We start from the raw sequence: 21,450 nt of genomic DNA on the forward strand, positions 1-21,450 counted from the left end.
AAGGGCCGCAAGTGCCCCGCCCGCAACGGCAACCGAGGGGAGCCGATGATGCATGAGAGCCGTATGTTCTACGGGAGGATGACCCGTGTCCTCCATTGATCCGCGTCACAGTATCTTTCCCGAATGGCTGAGGAAGTCGCTCGACGGCCTCTATCTTGCTTCCGGCTATCTGGCCGGAGTGTTCCTGGTCGCCATCTTTCTGATCATGCTGGCACTGTCGGCCGGCCGTCCCCTGGGGATCGACGTTCCCGCCGGCGACGACTTCGCCGCGTGGTGCATGGCGGCGACGGCCTTTCTGGCACTCGCGCATACCTTCCGGTCTGCTGAACTCATCCGCATGGGCCTCGTCATCGACCGTTTCAAGGGCTGGCGCAGGCGGCTGATCGAGATTGCCTGCACGGCAATCGGCGCAACGGCCGTCTCCTATTTCGCCTGGTATGCCGTCGAGATGACCTGGGTATCCTGGCGGTTCAACGACGTCTCCATGGGCGTCATCGCCGTGCCGCTGTGGATCCCGCAGCTGGGCATGTCCGTCGGGCTGTCGGTGCTCGCCATTTCCTTCGTCGACGAACTCCTGCACGTCCTCTTCGGAGGGACTCCTCGCTACGAGAAGCCGCCGGCGAATACCGCGGACGAGATTATCGAGCGCGTCATGGAAAGCGGGGTCTGATGATGGACAACGGATTGCTCATCGAGGTCTCCGGCATCATCCTTGGGACCCTGCTGCTCCTTCTGGTGGGCGGCGTCTGGATCGGGGTGGCGCTGCTCGTCTGCGGCTTCATCGCCATGCAGTTTGCGCCCGCCGGCATCCAGATCGGCGCAGCGCTCGCGACCAACGCCTGGAGCGGCTCTGCTTCCTGGAGCCTGGCGGCTTTGCCGCTGTTCGTCTGGATGGGGGAGATCCTCTACCGCACGCGGCTCTCCGACGAGATGTTCCGCGGCCTTGCACCCTGGTTGAACTGGCTGCCCGGTCGGCTCGTGCACGTCAACGTGCTGGGATGCGGCCTGTTTGGGGCCGTCTCAGGTTCCTCGGCCGCCACAACGGCCATGGTGGCAAAGATCACGCTGCCCGAATTGAAGAAGCGCGGCTATGACGAGATGATCAGCCTCGGCTCGCTGGCCGGTGCGGGAACTCTGGGCTTCCTCGTGCCGCCGTCGATCACGATGATCGTCTATGCGGTCGCTGCGAATGTCTCGATCATCCAGATGTTTCTCGCGGGGCTCATCCCGGCGGTGATCGTCATGGTGCTCTATATTTCGGCCATCGTGGTCTGGGCCTTGCGAAACCCCGACAAATGTCCGCCGCCTGAACCGAAGACGAGCCTGGCGAGCAAGCTGAAAGAGACCCGCAACCTCATCCCGCTCGCTCTTTTGATCGCGACGGTGTTTTCGGCGCTTCTGATGGGATGGGCGACGGCCACCGAATGCGCCGCCTGGGGCGTGCTGGGCTCGCTGGTCATCGCCGCCTGGCAGAAGGCACTGACCTGGAAGAGCTTCATGGACAGCGTCATGGGTGCAACGCGTATGACCGCGATGATCATGCTCATCCTCACCGGCGCCGGCTATATGTCGATCGCCATGGGGTACACCGGCATACCGGCGGCACTGGCAAGCTGGGTGGATGGTTTCGGCCTCAGCCCCTACGCCCTGATCGCCGTCCTGACGGTGATGTACATCCTGCTGGGCTGCGCGATCGACGGCCTGTCGATGATCGTGCTGACGACCGTCGTGGTCCTCCCGATGATCCAGCAGGCGGGCTTCGACCTGATCTGGTTCGGCATCTTCCTGGTGCTGATGGTCGAAATGGCCCAGATTACGCCGCCGGTGGGCTTCAATCTCTTTGTGCTGCAAACGATGAGCGGCCGAGATAGTCTGACGGTGGCCCGGGCCGCTCTGCCGTTTTTCTTCCTGCTCGTGGCGACTGCCGCCATCATCACGGTGTTCCCGGATATCGTGATGTTCCTGCCGCGAATGGCGTTTCCGGGTTAATCCAAGAAAAGGGGAATGCAAATGCAATCGCTGAAGACAAACCTGATCAGGACGGGGATCGCTTCCTTGGCCATTCTTGCCGCGGCGGGCTCCGCCCTGGCGCAGACCGCATGGGTCCTTCCGTCGGCCTATCCTCCGGCAAACTACCACGTGGAGAACCTCAACCAGTTCGCCTCCGACGTGGACACGGCAACCAGTGGTCAGCTGAAGATCACCGTTCATCCGAACGCCTCGCTCTTCAAGGCGCCGGAAATCAAGCGTGCAGTCCAGACCGGCCAGGCGCAGGCCGGCGAAGTGCTGATGTCGCTGCATGAGAACGAGAATCCGATCTTCGGCATCGACGTCATTCCGTTCCTGGCCACGAGCTTCGAGCAGTCGAAGAAGCTGTGGGAGGTTTCCAAGCCGGCCGTCGAGAAGGCGCTCGACGAGCAGGGGCTGAAGCTTCTCTACACGACGCCCTGGCCGCCGCAGGGCATCTACACGAAGAAGGACGTCAACAGCGTTGCCGATCTCGAGGGTCTGAAATGGCGTGCCTATAACGTCGGCACCTCGCGCATCGCCGAACTCGTCGGTGCCCAGCCCGTGACCGTGCAGGCGGCGGAACTGCCGCAGGCACTGGCCACTGGTGTCGTCGATGGCCTGATGACCTCCAGCGCTACGGGCGTCGATTCCAAGATCTGGGAATCGCTGACCCACTACTACGATACCCAGGCCTGGATCCCGAAGAATGTCATCTTCGTCAACAAGGAGGCCTTCGACGCCCTTGATCCGGCCGTGCAGACTGCGGTGACGGAAGCCGCCGCCGCAGCTGAAACCCGCGGCTGGGCCCTCGCTGCCGAGAAGACCTCCGCCTACATGGAGACGCTGAAGTCGAACGGCATGCAAGTCGTGACGCCGAGCGAGGAACTGAAGACCGGTCTGAGCGAAGTCGGCGCCAAACTGACGGAAGACTGGCTGGCGAAGGCCGGTGACGAAGGCAAGGCTGTCGTGGACTCCTACAACAAGATGTAAGCAACCGAAGCAAAAGACGCCGCCGGCCCGGCTGGCGGCGTCTCCCGAGGAGGAGCGGCATGCCCACAAAGAAACAGGATCCCCTGGGTCCGATCGTCTCGTCCGGTCATCTGGCCACCGGCGCACTTCCGGCTTTGTCGGAGATCGAATTCGGGCTGATCATGCTCAATCATGCCTTCCACCGGTGGATGGTCCGCTGCATGTCGGCCGCGGGCGTGCCGGATCTCTCCGGCGTCGACATTCTCGTGCTGCACAATATCAACAGCCGCGACAAGCCGAAGACGCTCGCCGACATCTGCCTCGTGCTCAACATCGAGGACACCCATGTGGTGACCTATGCGCTGAAGAAGCTGGAGCGGCTCAAGCTGATCAGGTCGGGACGGCGCGGCAAGGAAAAGCTCGTCATGGTCACCGACGCAGGTGCCGATGCCTGCGAACGCTACAAGGCCATGCGGGAAAGCCTGCTGGTGCGCTCGGTCCTCGCCACGGAGGTTTCAGCCGAAGCCCTCTCCGACATGGCGTCCCGCCTCCGGGCGCTGTCGGGGCATTACGATCATGCGGCGCGCGCCGCCGCTTCGCTTTAGTCCGGGGCAGGGTTCCCGGGTAGGCCCCGCACGGCGGCGTTCTCGCGCTGGCAGAAGATCCTCCCGGCATTGCCATTGCTGACATCCGTGAAGTTGCGTGGCGGCGCACCGGCAGCGGTTCCGGCTGCCTTTTTCTGCGGGACTGATTTCAGGGCTGGAGGTGGCGAACCGGCGTAGCCGGCTTTCCTGCTGCGAGCACCGCTGTTTTTCTCGTACTTCAGGATCATCGATGTCTCCGGATACAGGCCACCTCTCTTCCTGCTGCTTGACAGCACCCTGAAACTATATTCTTCTATATTGGTTTATATAACATAATAATGGAACAACTAACTGGGAGTATCCTATGCGAAAGAAGCTGGCATTCCTGATGGCCACAGCGCTGATCGCTGCGCCCTCATTGGCGATCGGTCAGGAAAAGGGCGGGGTCATCGACGTGGCAACCATCGGCGAGCCGCCGACGCTGGATCCGATGGCTTCGACCGCCGACCTCGTCGGCATCGTCACGCAGCACATGTTCGAGACGCTCTACACATTCGACAAGAACTGGAACGTGACGCCGCTTCTGGCCGAGAGCCTGCCCGAGATCACGGACGACGGGAAGACCTACACCATCAAACTGCGCACCGGCATCACCTTCCATGACGGCAGCGAGATGACGTCCGAAGATGTGCTCGCTTCGCTGGGGCGGTGGACGAAGCTCGCCTCGCGCGGCAAGCAGGCGGCCGGCTTCATCGCGTCGATGGAGGCTCCCGATGCCGACACCGTCGTCATCAAGCTGACGCAGCCCTATGCGCCTCTGACGTCGCTGCTCGCCTTCAACAACTCCGCAGCGATCGTCATTCCCTCGGAGAAGCAGGCAGAGCCGATGACGCAGTTTGTCGGCACCGGGCCCTACATGCTGAAGGAACGCAAGGCCGACCAGTATATCCAGCTTGCCCGCTTCGATGGCTACATGTCGCGCGACGGTGAAAGCGACGGTTATGGCGGTGCGCGCCACCAGTATCTCGACGAGATCCGCTTCGTGCCGGTTCCCGATCCCAACACGCGGGTCGAGGCGGCGGTCTCCGGACAATATGCCTATGTGGATTCGATCCCGGTGGAATCCTTCGACAAACTGAAGAGTTCTTCGGCATCCGAGCCCGTGCTTCTCGAGCCCTTCGGCTATCCCGTCTTCGTCTTCAACACGAAGGAGGGTGTCTCGTCCAAGCTTGAAATCCGCAAGGCGATCACGCAGGCGCTCAACATGGAAGACATGCTGGCGGCAGCCTTCGGCAGCACGGACTTCTATGGGCTGGACGGCGCATTCTACCCCGAAAGCTATAGCTGGCACTCGGACGCCGGCGTCGACGGCAATTACAACCTCGGCGATCCGGAAGGCGCTGCCGAGGCGGCCAAGGCCGCCGGCTACGACGGTGCTCCGGTCCGCATTCTCACCAGCCGCCAGTACGAGTTCCACTACAAGATGGCGCAGGTGGCTGCGGAATACCTGAAGCTTGCCGGCTTCACCGTCGACATGCAGGTGGTGGACTGGGCGACGCTGACGCAGCGCCGCGCCGACCCGGCGCTGTGGGACGTCTACATCACCCACAGCCCCTTCCTGCCGGAGCCGGCGCTGATCGGCGCACTTTCCACGAGCTCGCCGGGCTGGTGGGACACACCGGCGCGCAAGGCCGCCGTGGATCCCTTCACCTCCGAGGCGGATCCTGCCAAGCGCGTCGAGCTGTGGGCCAATGTCCAGAAGGTCATCTATGACGAGCTGCCGCTGATCAAGATCGGTGACTTCAATGCCGTGGCTGCGAAGTCGACCAAGCTGGAAGGCGTCGATCCGGCCCCATGGCCGTATTTCTGGAATGCTTCCATCGCGAAGTAAGACGAAGAACACCGAATGCCGGCGTCCCTGGCGCCGGCATTCGTTTTTCGAACCTGCTTTCGTGGGGGACAAGGAAATTGGCTCAATGATCCGCTACATTCTTCAGCGCCTCGCCGGAATGATCGTCGTGATGTTCCTGGTGGTGACGATCGTCTTCGTCATCGTCCGGGTCACACCCGGCGATCCGGCCGCCGTCATGCTCGGGCCGGACGCAACGGCCCAGGACATCGCCGACCTGCGCAGCCGCCTGGGGCTCGATCGGACGCTGGTCGTTCAGTATCTGTTCTATATCGGGCAGTTGCTGAAGGGTGATCTCGGCCAGTCGATCTTCCTCAACATTCCCGTCGGCACGGCGCTTCTCCAGCGCGCCGAGCCGACCTTCTTCCTCACGATCTTCTCCCTGCTGATTGCCAGCGCGATCGCGTTGCCGATCGGCATCTATGCCGCCTACCGCAGGGGCTCGCTGATCGACCAGGCAGCCACGACGCTTGCCATGCTGGCGGCCAGTATTCCGAGCTTCTGGCTGGGTCTGATCCTGATGCAGTTCTTCGCGGTGCGGCTCAACCTCTTTCCGGTGTCCGGCTACGGCGGTCCCGGCTCGAGCTTTGGCGAGCGGATGTACCACCTGATGCTGCCAGCCGTCGCCCTGGGGCTCGTCTCCTCCGCGCTCATCCTGCGCTTCACGCGGGCGTCGATGCTGGACGTGCTGGGGGATGACTACATCCGCACGGCGCGCGCCAAGGGCATGGTGGAACGAAAGGTCGTGCTGAAGCATGCGCTCAAGAATGCACTGATCCCGATCCTGACCGTCCTGGGTCTCACCGCAGCGGTGCTGGTCTCGGGGGCGGTGGTGACCGAGACGGTCTTCGGCCTCCCAGGCATCGGAAACCTCGTCGTGTCCGCCGTCCTGCGGCGCGACTACCCGGTCATCCAGGGCGCGCTTCTCGTCATCGCGGCGCTCTATGTGCTGATCAATTTCGCGATCGACATGCTCTACCTGCTGGTCGATCCAAGGGTGCGCTACTGATGGCTGACATCACCACATCCAAGCCGGCCTCGAGCGAGGGCATGAAGTTCTTCCGCCGTTTCCTGAAGCGCAAGACGGTTGCTGCCGGCGTGATCGTGCTGGCGATCTTCGTTCTGCTCGCCGTCCTGGCGCCGTGGATCGCGCCCTATTCCCCGTCGAAGCTGTCGATCGTCAACCGGCTGAAGCCGCCGAGCGAGGTCTACTGGTTCGGCACCGACGAATTCGGCCGCGACGTGTTCTCGCGCACGATCTTCGCGGGCCGTCTCTCGCTGCTGGTGGGGGCCGCAGTCGTCACTCTCTCCGCACTGATCGGCGTGACGCTCGGGCTGCTGGCCGGATTCTTCAAGCGGCTCGACACGCCGATCGCCCGGCTGATCGACGCGATGATGGCCTTCCCGGACATTCTGCTGGCGATCGCGCTCGTGGCGGCGCTCGGTCCGTCGCTGACGACGGTGATCATTGCGCTCGCCATCGTCTATGCGCCGCGGCTCGCGAGGATCGTGCGGGCATCGACGCTGGTCATTCGCGAGTTGCCCTATGTCGAGGCGGCCCAGGCGCTCGGCATCTCGACCTTCCACATCATGACGCGGCACGTGCTGCGCAACCTCGTGTCCCCAATCCTGGTGCAGGGCACCTTCCTGTTTGCCAGCGCCATGCTGGCAGAGGCGGGCCTCTCCTTCCTCGGTCTCGGCGTCAGCCCCGAAGTGCCGACCTGGGGCACGATGATTGCAGCCGGTCGCCAGTATATCGGCCAGGCGGACTGGATGACCCTCTTCCCCGGCATCGCCATCATTCTCGCAGTGCTCTCCCTGCAGATGGTGGGCGATGGCCTGCGGGACATGCTTGATCCTAAACTTCGAAGGGAACTGTGAAATGACATCCGGAGAACAGCACAAACCGCTTCTCCTCTCGAATGTGAAGCCGATGTCGTTCGGCGGCGCCACTTCGGGCACTGCGATCGAAATCCTTGTCGGCGCCGACGGCAAGATCATCAGCACCGGCTCCGGTCTGGCAGCGCCGGACGACGCGATCCGGATCGACGGCAAGGGCGCCTTCATCTCGCCCGGCTGGGTCGACCTGCACGTCCATATCTGGCATGGCGGCACCGACATCTCGCTGCGTCCTTCCGAATGCGGCGCCGAGCGCGGCGTGACGACGCTCGTCGATGCGGGCTCCGCCGGGGAGGCCAATTTCCACGGTTTCCGCGAATACATCATCGAGCCGTCGAAGGAGCGCATCAAGGCCTTCCTGAACCTCGGCTCGATCGGTCTGGTCGCCTGCAACCGCGTGGCGGAGCTGCGCGATATCCGCGACATCGACCTCGACCGCATCCTTGAATGCTATGCGGAGAACAGCGAGCACATCGTCGGCATCAAGGTGCGCGCCAGCCATGTCATCACCGGTTCCTGGGGCGTCACGCCGGTCAAGCTCGGCAAGAAGATCGCCAAGATCCTGAAGGTGCCGATGATGGTGCATGTCGGGGAGCCGCCGGCACTCTACGACGAGGTTCTCGAGATCCTCGGCCCCGGCGATGTCGTCACCCACTGCTTCAACGGCAAGGCCGGATCGAGCATCATGGAGGACGAAGATCTCTTCAACCTCGCCGAGCGATGCGCCGGCGAGGGCATCCGCCTCGACATCGGTCATGGCGGGGCCTCGTTCTCGTTCAAGGTTGCGGAAGCGGCGATCGCGCGCGGCCTGCTGCCCTTCTCGATCTCGACGGACCTGCACGGGCATTCGATGAACTTCCCGGTCTGGGATCTCGCGACCACCATGTCGAAGCTTCTCTCCGTCGGCATGCCTTTCGACAAGGTCGTCGATGCGGTGACGCATGCGCCCGCCTCCGTCATCAAGCTGTCAATGGAAAACCGGCTTGCGGCCGGAGAACGGGCGGATTTCACCATCTTCGACCTGGTCGACGCGGATCTGGAAGCCACCGATTCCAACGGCGACGTCTCGCGACTGACGAAGCTGTTCGAGCCCCGCTACGCCGTCATCGGAGCGGAGGCCATTCAGGCCAGCCGCTACATCCCGCGGGCCCGCAAGCTCGTCCGCCACAGCCACGGTTACGCCTGGCGCTAGCCGCCTGCCGTTCAATTCACGAGGAAATTTAGTGAAACAATCTTCTCTGGCCGCAGACCTCATGCAAGGCACGCCCTACGAGCGGCTTGCGGCGCTCGGCATCCAGCTTCCGCCGCCGCCGCCGCCGATCGCCAACTTCGTCACGCATGTGCAGGAGGGCAATCTTCTCTACCTGTCCGGTCAAGGGCCGCGCGAGGTCAATGGCCATCTGCATGCGGGCAAGGTGGGCGCCGAGGTCAGCGTCGACCAGGCCTATGCGCATGCCCGCCTGACAGGCATCAACCTTCTGGCCGTCATGCACGAGGCGCTGGGAGATCTCGGCCGCGTCAAGCGGGTGGTGAAACTGCTCGGCATGGTCAATGCCGTGCCGGACTTCGAAGACCATCCGAGCGTCATCAACGGCTGCTCCGATCTCCTCATCGAGGTGTTCGGCGAGGCTGGCCAGCATGCCCGCTCCGCCGTCGGCTTTGGCTCGTTGCCGGGCAACATCACCGTCGAGATCGAAGCCATCATCTCGCTGCAGGATTGAGAGGCAGGCTCAGTGGTTGCGCCATCCCATCAGCGTCTCGATCCGGTTTGCCGAAGCACGCACGTGCTCGGTGTAGCGGCTTTCGTCGGAAAGGACTTTCTGCTCGGGCAGCACGATGGAGATCGTCGCCGCGCAATGGCCGTCCCGGTCGACGATGGGCGAGGCGATGCAGGCGACTGCGTAGTCGGATTCGGCAACCTGGATGGACAGGCGATCCTGGAACGCGCGGCCGGCGGCTTCCGACAGCGTTGCCGCATCGATCTCCGCACGGCCGGTCGGCGAGCTGCGGGCGCAGCGCTTGAAAAGCTCCATCCTCTCCCGCTCCGGCAGATGGCCGGCGAGCAGGCGGCCGGAGGCGGTCCAGTTGAGCGGCACGCGCGTGCCGACACGGGACGCAACCTGGAAATGGTTCGGACCATCGGCCATGGCGAGCACCAGCATGTGGTCGCCGTCGCGCCCACACAGCTGTACGGTCTCGCCGGAGACGCGGCAGAGGTCGTGCATCTCGTGTGTCGCGACGCTGATGAAGTCCAGCGACCGGGCATAGGCCAGACCGTAATGGTAGAGCCTCGATCCCAGCCAGATGGAACCGTCCGCGCTGCGGGCCAGCATGTTCTTTTCCACCAGATCATCGATGATCACATAGACCGTCGAGAGCGGCGCCTTGACGGCCTTCGCGATGGCATAGGCGCCAGCGGGTGCCCCGGTCTCGTACAGATGGTCGATGATCTGCAGCGCCCGGTCGATGCCGCTGACGCGCGAGCGGCGCTCTGCCGGTGCGGCAGCGGTATCGGGCTTGGCACCAGCCTCAGCGGAGAGTGCGCGTGATGAAGTCTTGGTGTCCAACTCTGGGCTCCTCATACGAATATGGGCACTTATTACATTACTGTGGCATAGCTGTCGATGGCATTCGGCGGAGGCCCTTAGCATTGGAGATCAAGAATGTCTGACGATATCCGCCCGTCCCTCGGCCTGCGCCCGGTGATCAATGTCTCCGGCACCATGACCAGCCTCGGCGCCTCGATCGTGGTTCCGGAGGCGATCGACGCCATGGCGAAGATCCTGCCGCAGTTCGTCGAGATCAACGATCTGCAGCGCAAGGCAAGCGCCGTGATCGCAAGACTGACCGGCGGCGAAGCGGGTTTCGTGACCGCCTCCTGCTCGGCCGGCATCACTCTGGCGGTGGCCGGCGCGATCACCGGCAACAACCTGCTTGCGATCGAGAAACTGCCGGACGTGGCACCGGAGAAGAACGAGGTCCTGGTGCAGATGGGCCATGTGGTGAGCTATGGCGCACCCGTCGACCAGTCGATCCGACTCGGTGGCGGCAAGGTGGTGCTCGTCGGCCAGGCGACCTCCACCCACCGCTTCCACATGGAGCAGGCGATCACCGACAAGACGGCCGCGGCCGTCTATGTGGTGTCGCATCACGTGGTGGATTACGGCCTGCTCAATCTGAAGGAGTTCGTCGAGATCGCCCACGCGAAGGGCGTTCCGGTCATCGTCGATGCAGCCTCCGAGTACGATCTGCGGATCTTCCTGGAGCAGGGCGCCGACATCGTCCTCTATTCGGGTCACAAGTTTCTCGGCGGGCCGACCAGCGGCATCGTCGCCGGCGCCAAGGAACTGGTCCGTCATGCCTTCCTGCAGAATATGGGCGTCGGCCGTGGCATGAAGGTCGGCAAGGAAAGCATCTTCGGCGTCATGGCCGCCCTGGAGGCCTGGGAGACGCGCGATCATGAGGCCGTGCGGGAGCGGGAGACGGGCTACCTCCAACTCTGGAAGCGTACACTCGAGGGCCGCCCGGGCGTCACGGCCCTGATCGAGCCGGACCCGACCAACAATCCCCTCGACCGCATGCGCGTGATCATATCCCCGCAGGAGGCGCATATCACGGCCTGGGACATGGCGGCTGCCCTGCGCAACGGTTCGCCGCCGATCATCGTGCGCGACCATGAGGTGGAGCACCACTACTTTTATCTCGACCCCTGCAACCTGCATCCGGGCCAGGAAACCGTCGTCGCCAGCCGCCTGGCCGAGGAATTCGACAAGGCGCGGGCCTCCAACGACATCATCGCCACGCCGATCGAGGATCTGAGCCGCCACCGCTTCGACGGCCTCCTGCGCTGGCCGGACTGAACGGAAGACGCGCGGACAGAACGGAAAAAAGGATCGACCCATGGCTCTTGCCCAGACCCTGCCTCTCGCGGCCGACCAACCGGTGCTCTCAGTTGAGAACCTGACGACCTCATTCCTCGTCGAGGGGGAGTGGAAGGAGGTCGTCCGCGACGTCTCGTTTACGGTGGCACCCGGCGAGACGGTCGCGATCGTCGGTGAGAGCGGCTCGGGCAAGAGCGTCACCTCGCTCTCGGTCATGCGTCTCCTGCAGCCCGATACGAGCCGGATTGGAGGCCGGATCGCGCTTTCGGGCCGGGATCTCCTGTCCCTGCCGGAGCACGAGATGCGCAAGGTGCGCGGCAACGAGATCGCGATGATCTTTCAGGAGCCGATGACGAGCCTCAATCCGCTCTTCACGATCGGCGACCAGATCTCGGAGGCGCTGCTGGCGCATTCCTCGATGTCGACCGCTGACGCACGGTTGGAGACGATCCGGCTCCTGGAGAAGGTCCGGATCCCTTCCGCCGCCTCCCGCTTCGACGAGTATCCGCACCGGTTCTCCGGCGGCATGCGCCAGCGCGTGATGATCGCCATGGCCTTGGCCACGAAGCCGAAGCTGCTGATCGCCGATGAACCGACGACGGCGCTCGACGTGACGATCCAGGGGCAGATCCTCGATCTCATCAAGACGCTGCAGGAAGAGGAAGGGACGTCCGTCCTCTTCATCACCCATGACATGGGCGTCGTGGCGGAAGTCGCCGACCGGACCGTCGTCATGTTTCGCGGCGAGCAGGTGGAGACGGGATCGACGGCGGATATCTTCCATCGCGGCCAGCATCCCTATACCCGCGCGCTTCTGTCGGCGGTTCCCGTGCTCGGCTCGATGAAGGACCATCAGCGCCCCTTGCGCTTTCCGCTGGTCGATACGCAGACCGGACTTTCGGATGTTCCGGTCGAGGTGCCGGACACGGTGTCCAGGGATCGGCCGGTGCTGGAGGTGAAGAACCTCACCAAGCGGTTCGACATCCACTCAGGCCTTTTCGGGCGGGTGAGCGGCCGGGTGCATGCGGTTGAAGACGTTTCCTTCGACCTGCACGCGGGAGAGACACTGTCGCTGGTCGGCGAATCCGGCTGCGGCAAGTCGACGACCGGGCGGGCCATCATGCGGCTGATCGAACCGGACGGCGGGTCGGTGATCGCCGATGGACGGGATGTGCTGGCGCTCGGCCGGAAAGACATGCGCGAGATGCGCAAGTCCGTGCAGATGATCTTCCAGGACCCGTTCGCCAGCCTCAACCCCCGGATGACCGTCGGTGCGGCGATCGCCGAGCCCTATATCGAGCACGGGATGGGCACGCGCAAACAGGCGCGGGAGGTCGTTGCCGACATGCTGCAGCGGGTGGGGCTTTCTGCCGACATGGTCTCCCGCTATCCGCATGAATTCTCCGGCGGGCAGCGGCAGCGGATCTGCATCGCCCGGGCCCTGGTGCTGGAGCCGAAGGTGATCATTGCAGACGAAAGCGTCTCGGCGCTGGATGTCTCCGTCAAGGCGCAGGTCATCAACCTGATGCTCGACCTGCAGGTGAGCCTCAACCTGGCGTTTCTCTTCATCAGCCATGACATGGCGGTCGTCGAGCGCGTCAGTCATCGCGTTGCCGTCATGTACTTGGGCGAGATCGTCGAGATCGGTCCCCGTGCGTCCGTCTTCGGCAACCCCCAGCACGACTACACCAAGAAGCTGATCTCCGCTGTACCGGTGCCCGACCCCAGCCGTCGCGCCACCAAGAGGGCCATGGCCGTCGAAGAGCTGATGAGCCCTATTCGGCCAGTGGACTACAAGGTCAGTCCCCTCCGTTACCGGGAGGTTAGGCCAAGGCATTTCGTGGCGACCTAGCCGGTCGGTCCGGCCAGAGGTCGCCGGCGGTGCTTAGCCGGGGAAGAATGCATGGGCGGGCGCCGCATATTACGGTCGGTCGAGAAGATATCACTCGCCGGTGTCGTCCTCGCCAGGTGACTGCTGCAACGGGGGCTGGGCCTGACCGCAGGCATTCGCCTGCAACAGGAACATGCGGACAAGAGGCAGGTGCTTTCGCTCGGCCAGGCAGACCGCATACTCGCTGATGGTGTGGCTCGCATCCGAAATGGGGACGAACCGCAAACGCGTATCATGGCCGAATTCCCGGTCTGCCACGACGCCGATGCCAAACCCGCTCGACACGGCCTCTCTAACGCCTTCGCGTGTGGATACTTCCATGACCTGGCCCAGGTCCACGCCGTGCTGCAAGATGTTCTTCTCGAAGGTTTCCCGCGTCAGGGATCCCTTTTCCCGAAGGACGAAAGGCCGGCCGGTCAGTTCCTTCATGGTGATGGAAGGGCGTGCCGCCAGGTCATGCTCCGCCGGCACGCATAGCCCCAGGTTCATGATGAGGAACTGCTGGGCGTGCAGGCGCGTGTCGGTGGGATAGCGTGCGGTGATGCCGACATCGGCGCGGTAGTTCATCAGGGCATCGATCACCCGGTCCGAATTGTCGATCGACAGGGAAATCCGCAGTCTCGGCCTTGCGGTGCGCAGGCCGGCGAGAATGGGCAGGGGCAGAACCGGTCCGTCCGCAGCTACGCGAAGATAGCCGCCGGATCTGCCACCCTCGTCCCGCAGGAAATCGCGGACTTCCGCTTCGGCTGTAAACAGCCGCGTTGTCAGTTCCAGCAGGGCTTGTCCCTCTGAGGTCACCGTTGCGCCGCGCGGCTTGCGATCAAACAGGCTGACGCCCGCACTCGCCTCCAGCTGTCCGACCTGCCCCGACAAGGTCGATTGGCTGGTCGCAAATTCGCGTGCGGCCTGCGAGAATCCTCCCGCCAACGCAACATAGTGAAAGGCACGCAGCTGCTTGATGGACATGTATTTATTCCAAGTTTCTCGTCACGCCGGCGTATAGCCGGGACTTCTGCAGTATCCGCCAGTCCATTTCTCATGTCGTGCCGCCACGACACTGTCATGACACTCGCCTTTGCAGCGCCTGATGTTTGGTCGCAGGCCTCCCATTGTCAAAGTCGATAGCGGCAATTGGTTTTTTGAATGGATTGCTGCCTCGAGCCTTAACGTTTCTTTAAGGAACTGACACAAAGGCCCCCTATTGGTTCAGCGCCGGGAACGAGCGGGAACGCTTTTCTCGGCATCAACCAAAGGCTTTCTACGGCGTCGTGCCGTCGCAGGGCATCCAAGCTGCAATGCTTCACCGATGACCTGCCACTTTCAGACCGAGATTTTTGCCAACGGGACGATCACCGGCGGGTGAGGCCGATTGCGCCCGCATTTGTGATCACCAGGATCAGGGAAAACCACCATGACAAGCTTCACTAAGGCTTCAGAACTCGGCGCGCCGCTTGCCGCACGTGACACGGAATGGGCACTCGCCTTCCCGAAGACGGCGCAGAACCAGGGCCTTCTGGTGCAGCCGGGCGGCGTGACAGGCAAGGTCACCTCGTTCAGCCTTGTCTATGACGTCTATTTCCCCTCCGAGGGCGTCGGCAGCTGGATGACGTTCTTCCAGAGCGATGTCTCCAACACCAGCGACGGCGACCTGTTCGGCGCTGTGCAGCAGAACGCGTTCGGCGTCGGCATCAGCAGCCAGTACCAGGGCGCGGCCAGCCTTGACGCCTGGCACCGCATCGCGTTCACCGTGGAAGCCGGACAGAACGGCTCCACCCTTTCCAAATACATTGACGGCGAACTGGTCGGCACCCAGACGGTGCCGACGGATCGCTTCAGCGTCGATGCCGCGACCGGCTTTCTGATCATGGCCGACAACGACGGCGAAACCGCCGCCGGGCATCTCAGCAGCTTCCTCTTCACCGACCAGGCGCTATCGCCGGCAACCATCGCCGGGCTCGGCGCCGCCAAGACCGGCGGCATTCTGGCGGAGGCACCGGCCGATGGCCACGCCCTGCAGTTCGACTTCACCGATGGCGCGCTCACTGCCAGCATCGGTTCGGGAACGCTGACGCCGAAGAACCTGACGGCGGTGATCGAGACGACGGTTGATGCGGAGCTGCCGGATCTCGCCGATACAAATGATTCCGGCCTGCTGGTGGTGCCCGCCTCCGCCGGCACCAAGGGTTTCCGCGTCGCTCCCGGCACGGCCGCCGATGTGTCGAGCTACACGCTGGTCTTTGACCTCTTCGTCAAGGCCGGCGATCTCGGCGGTTTCAATTCGCTGTTCCAGACCGACCTTTCCAACGAGAACGACGGCGATTTCTTCATGCGCGCCGGCGACAACGGCACCTTCAGCCTCGGCATCAGCGGCGACTATGAAGGCACAGCGACGCTCGACGCCTGGCACCGCATCGCCGTGACCATCGACAACAATGGCGATGGCACCTCCACCATGTCGAAATTCATCGATGGCACGCTGGTCGGCGAGCAGTCGGTGGATACCGCCCGCTACACGATTTCCAAGGACGGTTTCCTCATCTTCGCCGATGAGGATGGCGAAAGCGCCGCCGGTCACCTGAACAGCTTCCTGTTTGCCGACGAGGTGATCAGCAAGGCTGATATCGCAGCCCTCGGCGCCACCGATCCGGACGGTATCCTCAGCCAGGCACCGGCGACCGGAAACGCCACGCAGTTCGATTTCGACAACGGCAACCTCAATCCGACCTTCGGCCCGGGTTCCATGGCGGACCCGTCCAGTGTCGTGACACCGCCGGTCGAAGAGCCGTCCGAGGGCGTGAAGCGCATCGGCCAGATTCAGGACATGATGGTCACCACGGATGCCGCCAACCAGACGATCGACCTGAAGACGATCTTTTCCGGCAGCAACCTCACCTACAAGGTGGAAGTGGGCGAAAAGACCGTCGTCAACCCGACGATCACGGCCGATGGCAAGCTGGTGCTGGATTTCGGCGAGCTCGGCTTCTCCGACGTGCGCATCACCGCCACCGACGAGAGCGGCACGTCCGTCAGCGACGTCTTCCGCGCCCGCGTGGCCGGCGAGAACGCCTATACGATCGCGGTCTTCCCGGACACGCAGAACTACACCGCCGAAGGCTACATCAACCACATCTTCGGCGACATGACGCAGTGGCTGGTCGACAACAAGGACAGCCACAACATCCAGTTCATGATCCATGTTGGCGACATCACCAACAACAATACGGCCGCCCAGTGGGCAGTTGCCGAAGAGGCACTGCGCAAGCTCGACGGCAAGATCCCCTATTCGCTGCTGCCGGGCAATCACGACCAGGCAAGCGGCGGCTCGGCGGCGGATCACAGCTCGGTCTACCTCGACGACCTGTTCTCGCCGGACAAGCAGGAGGCCGTAGCACCCGACAATTTCGGTGGCACCTACGACCAGGAAACCGACAGCGCGCGCAACACTTATTCGACCTTCACGGCACCCGACGGCACCAAGTGGCTGGTGCTGTCCATGGAATTCGGTCCCCGCGACGACATCGTTCGCTGGGCCGGCGATGTCATCGAGGATCACCTCGATCACCGCGTGATCATCAACAGCCACTCGCTGACCAGCTTTGCCGGTCGCCAGGACCCGACCGAGGCGCCGCTCTATGACGAAGGTGCCGGCTATGACTACGGCATCGGCCGCGATCCCGAGGGCGCCAATGACGGCGAGACGATCTACCGCGAGCTGCTTGCCAAATATCCCAATATCTCGATGACCTTCTCGGGCCACATCTTCGGTGACGGAGCCGAAACGGATGTCAGCTACACCCAGTACGGCACGCCGGTCTTTGAATTCCTCGTCAACTACCAGAACGGTGTTGCCCGGGAAATCACCGGCAATGGCGACTCGTCGCTCGGCGGCCGCGGCGGCAACGGCGCCATCCGCCTCGTCGTCATCGATCCGGAAAACAACACGGTCTCCACGGAAACCTATTTCACCGAATTCGACGACTATCTCGATGGCTACCGGGTGAAGCCCGAGCTGGATCGTGACGGCCTGACCGGCAAATATAACGGCCATCAGGAAACCTTTACGGGCGTGGATTTCGGCACACCTGAGGTCTTTGCCATGGCCAAGGCCGGCAACGACATCATCGCCACCGCCGAGGACGGCGCGGAAACCTCCAGCGTCAAGCTGGATGCCACCAAGTCGCTCAACCCCAAGAGCGAGGGCCTGACCTATAGCTGGAGCGACGAAAACGGTACGGTCATCGCCACCGGCGCATCGCCCTCCGTCGATCTTGCCCAGGGCAAACACATGCTGACGCTGACGGTGACCGACAGCAAGGGCATCAGCACGACCGACAAGGTTCTGGTCGTGGTCAAGGGCGACGACACCCTGCTGCAGGACGACTTCAACGACGGCAATATCGATGGCTGGAGCGCCGGCGAACTGACCGACATCACCATCGGCTTCGGTCAGGCACAGGATTTTGGCATTCCCGCACTGGGCACCGACCAGGGCATTGCCTCGATCCCGGCGCTCAAGAATGCCGAGCGCCTGTTCATCGCACCGCTGCCCGGCGCGCCGGCCGGCACCAAGGTCACCAGCTACACGCTGATGATGGACATCTACGTGCCAAGCGCAGGCGTCGACCAGTTCGTCGGCCTGTTCCAGACCGACGTGACGAACAAGAGCGACGGTGAGCTGTTCATCAAGAAGACGGGCGCCACGACTGGCGGCATCGGCATCTCCGGCACCTATGAGGGCGAGTTCCACTTCGACGCCTGGCAGCGTCTGGCCTTCGTGGTCACCGATCTCGGCAATGGCAACATGGAGCTGGCAAAATACATCAACGGCGTGAAGGTTGGCACCCAGAGTGTCGATGCCGCGCGCTTCACCATCGATGTGGCCTCGGGCGCCCTGCTGTTTGGCGATGAAGATGGCGAAAATGCCCAGCTCTACACATCAAGCGTGCTACTCAGCGACAAGGCGTTCTCGGCTGCCGAAATCGCCGTGCTGGGCGGTGCCCAGGCCGGCGGCATTCTCAGCAGCCAGCCCACGCCCTACAGCTCGCAGTTCGACTTCAACGGCAATCTGAACGCCACCTTCGGCTATGGCACCATCGGCCTGTCGGACACGGCTGCCACCGGTGCCTTCATGGTCAAGGGCACCGTGTTCTCGCGTCCCGATGCCCAGGCCGGCATCGACGAAGCGCCGGAAGGTGCCGTCTACGACATGAGCGATGCGTCGGGAAACAAGCTGGTCTGGAGCGGCAACAATTCCGCGAGCTGGTCGGACTATGTCTATGAGGTCGCGCTCCAATCGACCGACAATGACGCCATCGGCGTCGTCTTCTACCATCAAGACGAGGACAACTATTACCGCTTCTCGATGAACGGCGAGACCAACCGCCGCGAACTGGTGCGGGTCAAGGACGGCGTCGAGACGGTGCTGGCTTCCACCTCCATGGGCTATCGCTTCAACGACGAGATGCTCGTCAAGGTCGCGGTCGTCGGCAATGAGATCACCGTCTTCCTCGACGGCGTCTCCGTCTTCAACGGACCTGTCGTCGACAGCAACGCGCTGACCCATGGCACGATCGGTCTCTATTCCAGCGAGCAGCGCAGCTCGATCTTCGATGATGTGCTGGTCACCAAGGCCAACCTGTCGGCGCATGCCGGCACGGATGCCCGGATCGTCGATCTGGATGCGGATGGCCACGCCAGCGTCGTGCTCAATGCTTCCAGCAGCTTCGGCCCCGACGCGATCGTCAGCTATGTCTGGAAGGACCTCGACGGCAACATCGTCGCCGAAGGCAAGTCTCCCACGATCGAGCTTGCCGAAGGCATGAACAAGCTCGTGCTGACGGTGACCGACGTGAACGGCAAGACGTCCACCGATCGGGTGGACATCGAAGTTATCGGCCAGGACCGGGTTCTGGCATCCGACGACTTCTCCGCAGGCCTGTCGAAATGGACGATCGTCGACGAAGGCGAGCTTGGCGGCATTGGCGCCAACGGCAAGTCTTCCGAATGGCATGTCACCGAGGACGGCAAGCTGATCCAGACCACGGACCTGAAGAGCCGCGAACTGACATGGCAGGGTGCGGACAATCCCGACGTGTGGAAGGAAGGCTGGAGCCCGCTCGGCGATGGCGTCAACGTCCTGCGGCTTGGAACCTACGCGCTGTTCAACGATCCGGTCGCCAAGACCTGGGACAGCTATGCGGTCGAAACGACCTTCATGACGCCCGACGACGACGGCCTCGGCCTGCTGTTCCACTACCAGGACAACAAGAACTACTACAAGCTGGAGCTGGATGCCGACGGCACCTATGACCGCAATCCGTCCAATGGCGCGGGATCGGTCTTCAACCTGATCCGCATGCGCAACGGCGTGGAAGAAATCCTTGGCCAGGTGCCAGGCAAGTATGAGCCGGGCCTGGCAACCAAGCTCAGGGTCGAGATCATCGACAACAAGATCCAGGCCTATCTCAACGGCGAAGCGATCTTTGCCTATCCAATCGAGGATCACGCCCATGAACAGGGCACGTTCGGCCTCTATTCCTGGGGCAACCAAGGCCTGACCTTCGACGACGTCGTCGTCTACAACCTCGGCCCGAAGGATGACGGCGGCAATGGCGGCAGCGCCGACGACGATATCCTGATCGGCACTGACGGCAACGACCTAATGGAGGGCGGCGCCGGCAAGGATGCGATCCTGGGCGGTCTCGGCAAGGACGTGATCGATGGCGGCAGCGGCGATGACACGCTGATCGGCAACGAGGGCGACGACACTTTGACGGGCGGCGAAGGGGCCGACCTGCTCGACGGCGGCGAAGACGATGATACGCTCTCGGGCGGCGATGGATCGGACACCTATGTCTATGTCCGCGGTTCCGGTTCGGATGTCATCATCGAGGGGGCCGGCAAGACCACGGACCAGGACCGGCTGTACCTTGATGACCTTGGTCGCAACGACGTCGTCATCCACCGCCAGGGCAATGATATCGTCATCACCATCGGTGCCGAGACCATCACGCTGAAGAACCAGCTTTCAGGCGGCGGCATCGAGGTGATCTCTTTTGCCGACGGCACGGCGCTGGTGGGCGAGCAGATCGCCCAGGCGGCCGTCAATCGCGGACCCGTCATCTCGGCGCCGGCTGTTGCCAGCGGTGCCGAGGATACCAGGATCAGCGGCCAGATCGTGGCCTCCGATGCCGATGGCGACCAGTTGAGCTACACCGTCAAGACCGGCTTCGGCCCGGCCCACGGCGCCGTCCTGCTCAACGCTGCCACCGGAACATGGACCTATGACCCGGCTGCCAACTACAACGGCACCGACCGCTTCACGGTCGTTGTTTCGGATGGCCGTGGTGGGGTGGTGGAGCAGGTGATCGATCTTTCTGTCACCCCGGTCAATGACGCGCCGGTGGCCGTCGACGACGTCGGTTCGGTCGGGGAAGGCCAGACCAAGGTCTTCAACCTTGTCGCCAATGACACCGATGTGGACGGCAACACGCTCAGCCTGACGGGCTTTACGGTCGTCGGCGTCAACGGCATCGCGCTGTCTGCCGATGCGGCCAAGTCCGCCTTCGCGATCGTCGACGGCAAGCTCTCGTTTACCCCCGGCTCGCTGTTTGCCGATCTGACCGACGGCCAGCATGCCACGCTCACCCTGTCCTACACCGTCAGCGACGGTACGCTCACCGATACCGGCAGCTTCACGCTGACGGTCGATGGCGAGGGCGAGCAGCAGAACGTGATCATCGGCACGCAAGGCTCCAATATCCTGCTGGGGACCGACCGCGACGATGCCATCAGCGCCTATGGCGGCAATGACTATGCCTTCGGCCGCGACGGCGCCGATGTCATCGATGGCGGCGACGGCAACGACTACCTCTTCGGCGGCAAGGGTCAGGACGTGATCAACGGCGGGGAAGGCAACGACACCCTGTTCGGCGATGCCGGCGACGACGTGCTGATCGGCGACAAGGGCAATGACCGCATGGTCGGCGGAGAGGGAGCCGACAGCTTCTTCTTCCGCGCAGGCTTCGGCCACGACACCGTAATGGATTTCGGTGGCGATGACGTGATCGATCTGTCGACCGCCGATTTTGCCGATTTCGCCGACGTGGTCGAACACCTCAGCGAAACTGCGCTCGGCACGATGCTGACCCTTGATGACGGCTCGACGCTGACCCTTGCCAACGTCGAGAAGAACCTCCTGACCGCCGATCACTTCCACCTGGTCGCGTAGCGAACCGAACAGACTTGCCCCGCGCCACCGTGGTGCGGGGCAGGTGACGTCAAGGCTTCATGAAGTGTGGCTACGAA

The 21,450-nt window shown here is 63.1% G+C and carries 14 protein-coding genes; 12 read left to right on the top strand and 2 right to left on the bottom strand.

Annotation, left to right across the window (positions count from 1 at the left end; genetic code table 11):
* Nucleotides 1-85 precede the first annotated feature (85 nt).
* From EO99_RS0120020 to EO99_RS0120065, 9 genes are all read left to right on the top strand, one after another.
* Complete coding sequence (locus tag EO99_RS0120020) at nt 86-670, top strand: TRAP transporter small permease (protein ID WP_051679986.1); 585 nt, start codon at nt 86-88, stop codon at nt 668-670.
* Between the two features lie 2 nt (nt 671-672).
* Nucleotides 673-1,989 carry a TRAP transporter large permease gene (locus EO99_RS0120025; RefSeq protein ID WP_029620364.1) on the top strand — a complete coding sequence of 439 codons (1,317 nt, stop codon included), beginning with the start codon at nt 673-675 and terminating at the stop codon, nt 1,987-1,989.
* A gap of 30 nt (nt 1,990-2,019) precedes the next feature.
* A complete protein-coding gene (locus tag EO99_RS0120030; protein WP_029620365.1) occupies nt 2,020-3,000 on the top strand; it encodes a TRAP transporter substrate-binding protein in 981 nt (326 codons plus the stop codon).
* A gap of 59 nt (nt 3,001-3,059) precedes the next feature.
* Nucleotides 3,060-3,584 carry a winged helix DNA-binding protein gene (locus EO99_RS0120035; RefSeq protein ID WP_029620366.1) on the top strand — a complete coding sequence of 175 codons (525 nt, stop codon included), beginning with the start codon at nt 3,060-3,062 and terminating at the stop codon, nt 3,582-3,584.
* 343 nt (nt 3,585-3,927) lie between these two features.
* Complete coding sequence (locus EO99_RS0120045; RefSeq protein ID WP_029620368.1) at nt 3,928-5,454, top strand: ABC transporter substrate-binding protein; 1,527 nt, start codon at nt 3,928-3,930, stop codon at nt 5,452-5,454.
* 85 nt (nt 5,455-5,539) lie between these two features.
* Nucleotides 5,540-6,481 (top strand): ABC transporter permease, encoded by a 942-nt coding sequence (locus tag EO99_RS0120050; RefSeq protein ID WP_029620369.1) that lies wholly within the window; start codon nt 5,540-5,542, stop codon nt 6,479-6,481.
* Complete coding sequence (locus EO99_RS0120055; protein WP_029620370.1) at nt 6,481-7,353, top strand: ABC transporter permease; 873 nt, start codon at nt 6,481-6,483, stop codon at nt 7,351-7,353. The genes EO99_RS0120050 and EO99_RS0120055 overlap by 1 nt, the downstream gene beginning before the upstream one ends.
* Nucleotide 7,354: 1 nt before the next feature.
* Complete coding sequence (locus tag EO99_RS0120060) at nt 7,355-8,563, top strand: amidohydrolase/deacetylase family metallohydrolase (RefSeq protein ID WP_029620371.1); 1,209 nt, start codon at nt 7,355-7,357, stop codon at nt 8,561-8,563.
* A gap of 61 nt (nt 8,564-8,624) precedes the next feature.
* Entirely contained in the window at nt 8,625-9,092 is a 468-nt protein-coding gene (locus tag EO99_RS0120065) for a RidA family protein (protein ID WP_029620372.1), read from the top strand.
* 9 nt (nt 9,093-9,101) lie between these two features.
* On the opposite strand, the gene EO99_RS0120070 is transcribed toward EO99_RS0120065, so the two are convergent.
* A complete protein-coding gene (locus tag EO99_RS0120070; RefSeq protein ID WP_029620373.1) occupies nt 9,102-9,953 on the bottom strand; it encodes an IclR family transcriptional regulator in 852 nt (283 codons plus the stop codon).
* An 81-nt stretch (nt 9,954-10,034) separates the two neighbouring features.
* Between EO99_RS0120070 and EO99_RS0120075 the strand changes: the two genes are divergently transcribed.
* A complete protein-coding gene (locus EO99_RS0120075; RefSeq protein ID WP_029620374.1) occupies nt 10,035-11,231 on the top strand; it encodes an aminotransferase class V-fold PLP-dependent enzyme in 1,197 nt (398 codons plus the stop codon).
* 40 nt (nt 11,232-11,271) lie between these two features.
* Nucleotides 11,272-13,104, top strand: coding sequence for an ABC transporter ATP-binding protein (locus EO99_RS0120080; RefSeq protein WP_029620375.1), 1,833 nt, complete (start codon nt 11,272-11,274; stop codon nt 13,102-13,104).
* A gap of 90 nt (nt 13,105-13,194) precedes the next feature.
* Here EO99_RS0120080 and EO99_RS0120085 read toward each other — a convergent pair whose 3' ends face one another.
* Nucleotides 13,195-14,109: a LysR family transcriptional regulator gene (locus EO99_RS0120085; protein WP_051679987.1), complete on the bottom strand. Its 915-nt coding sequence runs from the start codon at nt 14,107-14,109 to the stop codon at nt 13,195-13,197.
* Nucleotides 14,110-14,554: 445 nt separating this feature from the next.
* Between EO99_RS0120085 and EO99_RS0120090 the strand changes: the two genes are divergently transcribed.
* Nucleotides 14,555-21,373 carry an Ig-like domain-containing protein gene (locus EO99_RS0120090; RefSeq protein ID WP_051679988.1) on the top strand — a complete coding sequence of 2,273 codons (6,819 nt, stop codon included), beginning with the start codon at nt 14,555-14,557 and terminating at the stop codon, nt 21,371-21,373.
* Nucleotides 21,374-21,450: the final 77 nt, after the last annotated feature.

The sequence above is a fragment of the Pseudorhizobium marinum genome (genome assembly GCF_000705355.1).
GTDB lineage: Bacteria > Pseudomonadota > Alphaproteobacteria > Rhizobiales > Rhizobiaceae > Neorhizobium > Neorhizobium pelagicum.

What these genes read in the sequence shown, in the direction of transcription:
- EO99_RS0120025 (WP_029620364.1), top strand. Translation starts at nt 673, where the DNA reads ATGGACAACGGATTGCTCATCGAGGTCTCCGGCATCATCCTTGGGACC.
- EO99_RS0120035 (WP_029620366.1), top strand. Translation starts at nt 3,060, where the DNA reads ATGCCCACAAAGAAACAGGATCCCCTGGGTCCGATCGTCTCGTCCGGT.
- EO99_RS0120045 (WP_029620368.1), top strand. Translation starts at nt 3,928, where the DNA reads ATGCGAAAGAAGCTGGCATTCCTGATGGCCACAGCGCTGATCGCTGCG.
- EO99_RS0120050 (WP_029620369.1), top strand. Translation starts at nt 5,540, where the DNA reads ATGATCCGCTACATTCTTCAGCGCCTCGCCGGAATGATCGTCGTGATG.
- EO99_RS0120055 (WP_029620370.1), top strand. Translation starts at nt 6,481, where the DNA reads ATGGCTGACATCACCACATCCAAGCCGGCCTCGAGCGAGGGCATGAAG.
- EO99_RS0120060 (WP_029620371.1), top strand. Translation starts at nt 7,355, where the DNA reads ATGACATCCGGAGAACAGCACAAACCGCTTCTCCTCTCGAATGTGAAG.
- EO99_RS0120065 (WP_029620372.1), top strand. Translation starts at nt 8,625, where the DNA reads ATGCAAGGCACGCCCTACGAGCGGCTTGCGGCGCTCGGCATCCAGCTT.
- EO99_RS0120070 (WP_029620373.1), bottom strand. Translation starts at nt 9,953, where the DNA reads ATGAGGAGCCCAGAGTTGGACACCAAGACTTCATCACGCGCACTCTCC.
- EO99_RS0120075 (WP_029620374.1), top strand. Translation starts at nt 10,035, where the DNA reads ATGTCTGACGATATCCGCCCGTCCCTCGGCCTGCGCCCGGTGATCAAT.
- EO99_RS0120080 (WP_029620375.1), top strand. Translation starts at nt 11,272, where the DNA reads ATGGCTCTTGCCCAGACCCTGCCTCTCGCGGCCGACCAACCGGTGCTC.
- EO99_RS0120085 (WP_051679987.1), bottom strand. Translation starts at nt 14,109, where the DNA reads ATGTCCATCAAGCAGCTGCGTGCCTTTCACTATGTTGCGTTGGCGGGA.
- EO99_RS0120090 (WP_051679988.1), top strand. Translation starts at nt 14,555, where the DNA reads ATGACAAGCTTCACTAAGGCTTCAGAACTCGGCGCGCCGCTTGCCGCA.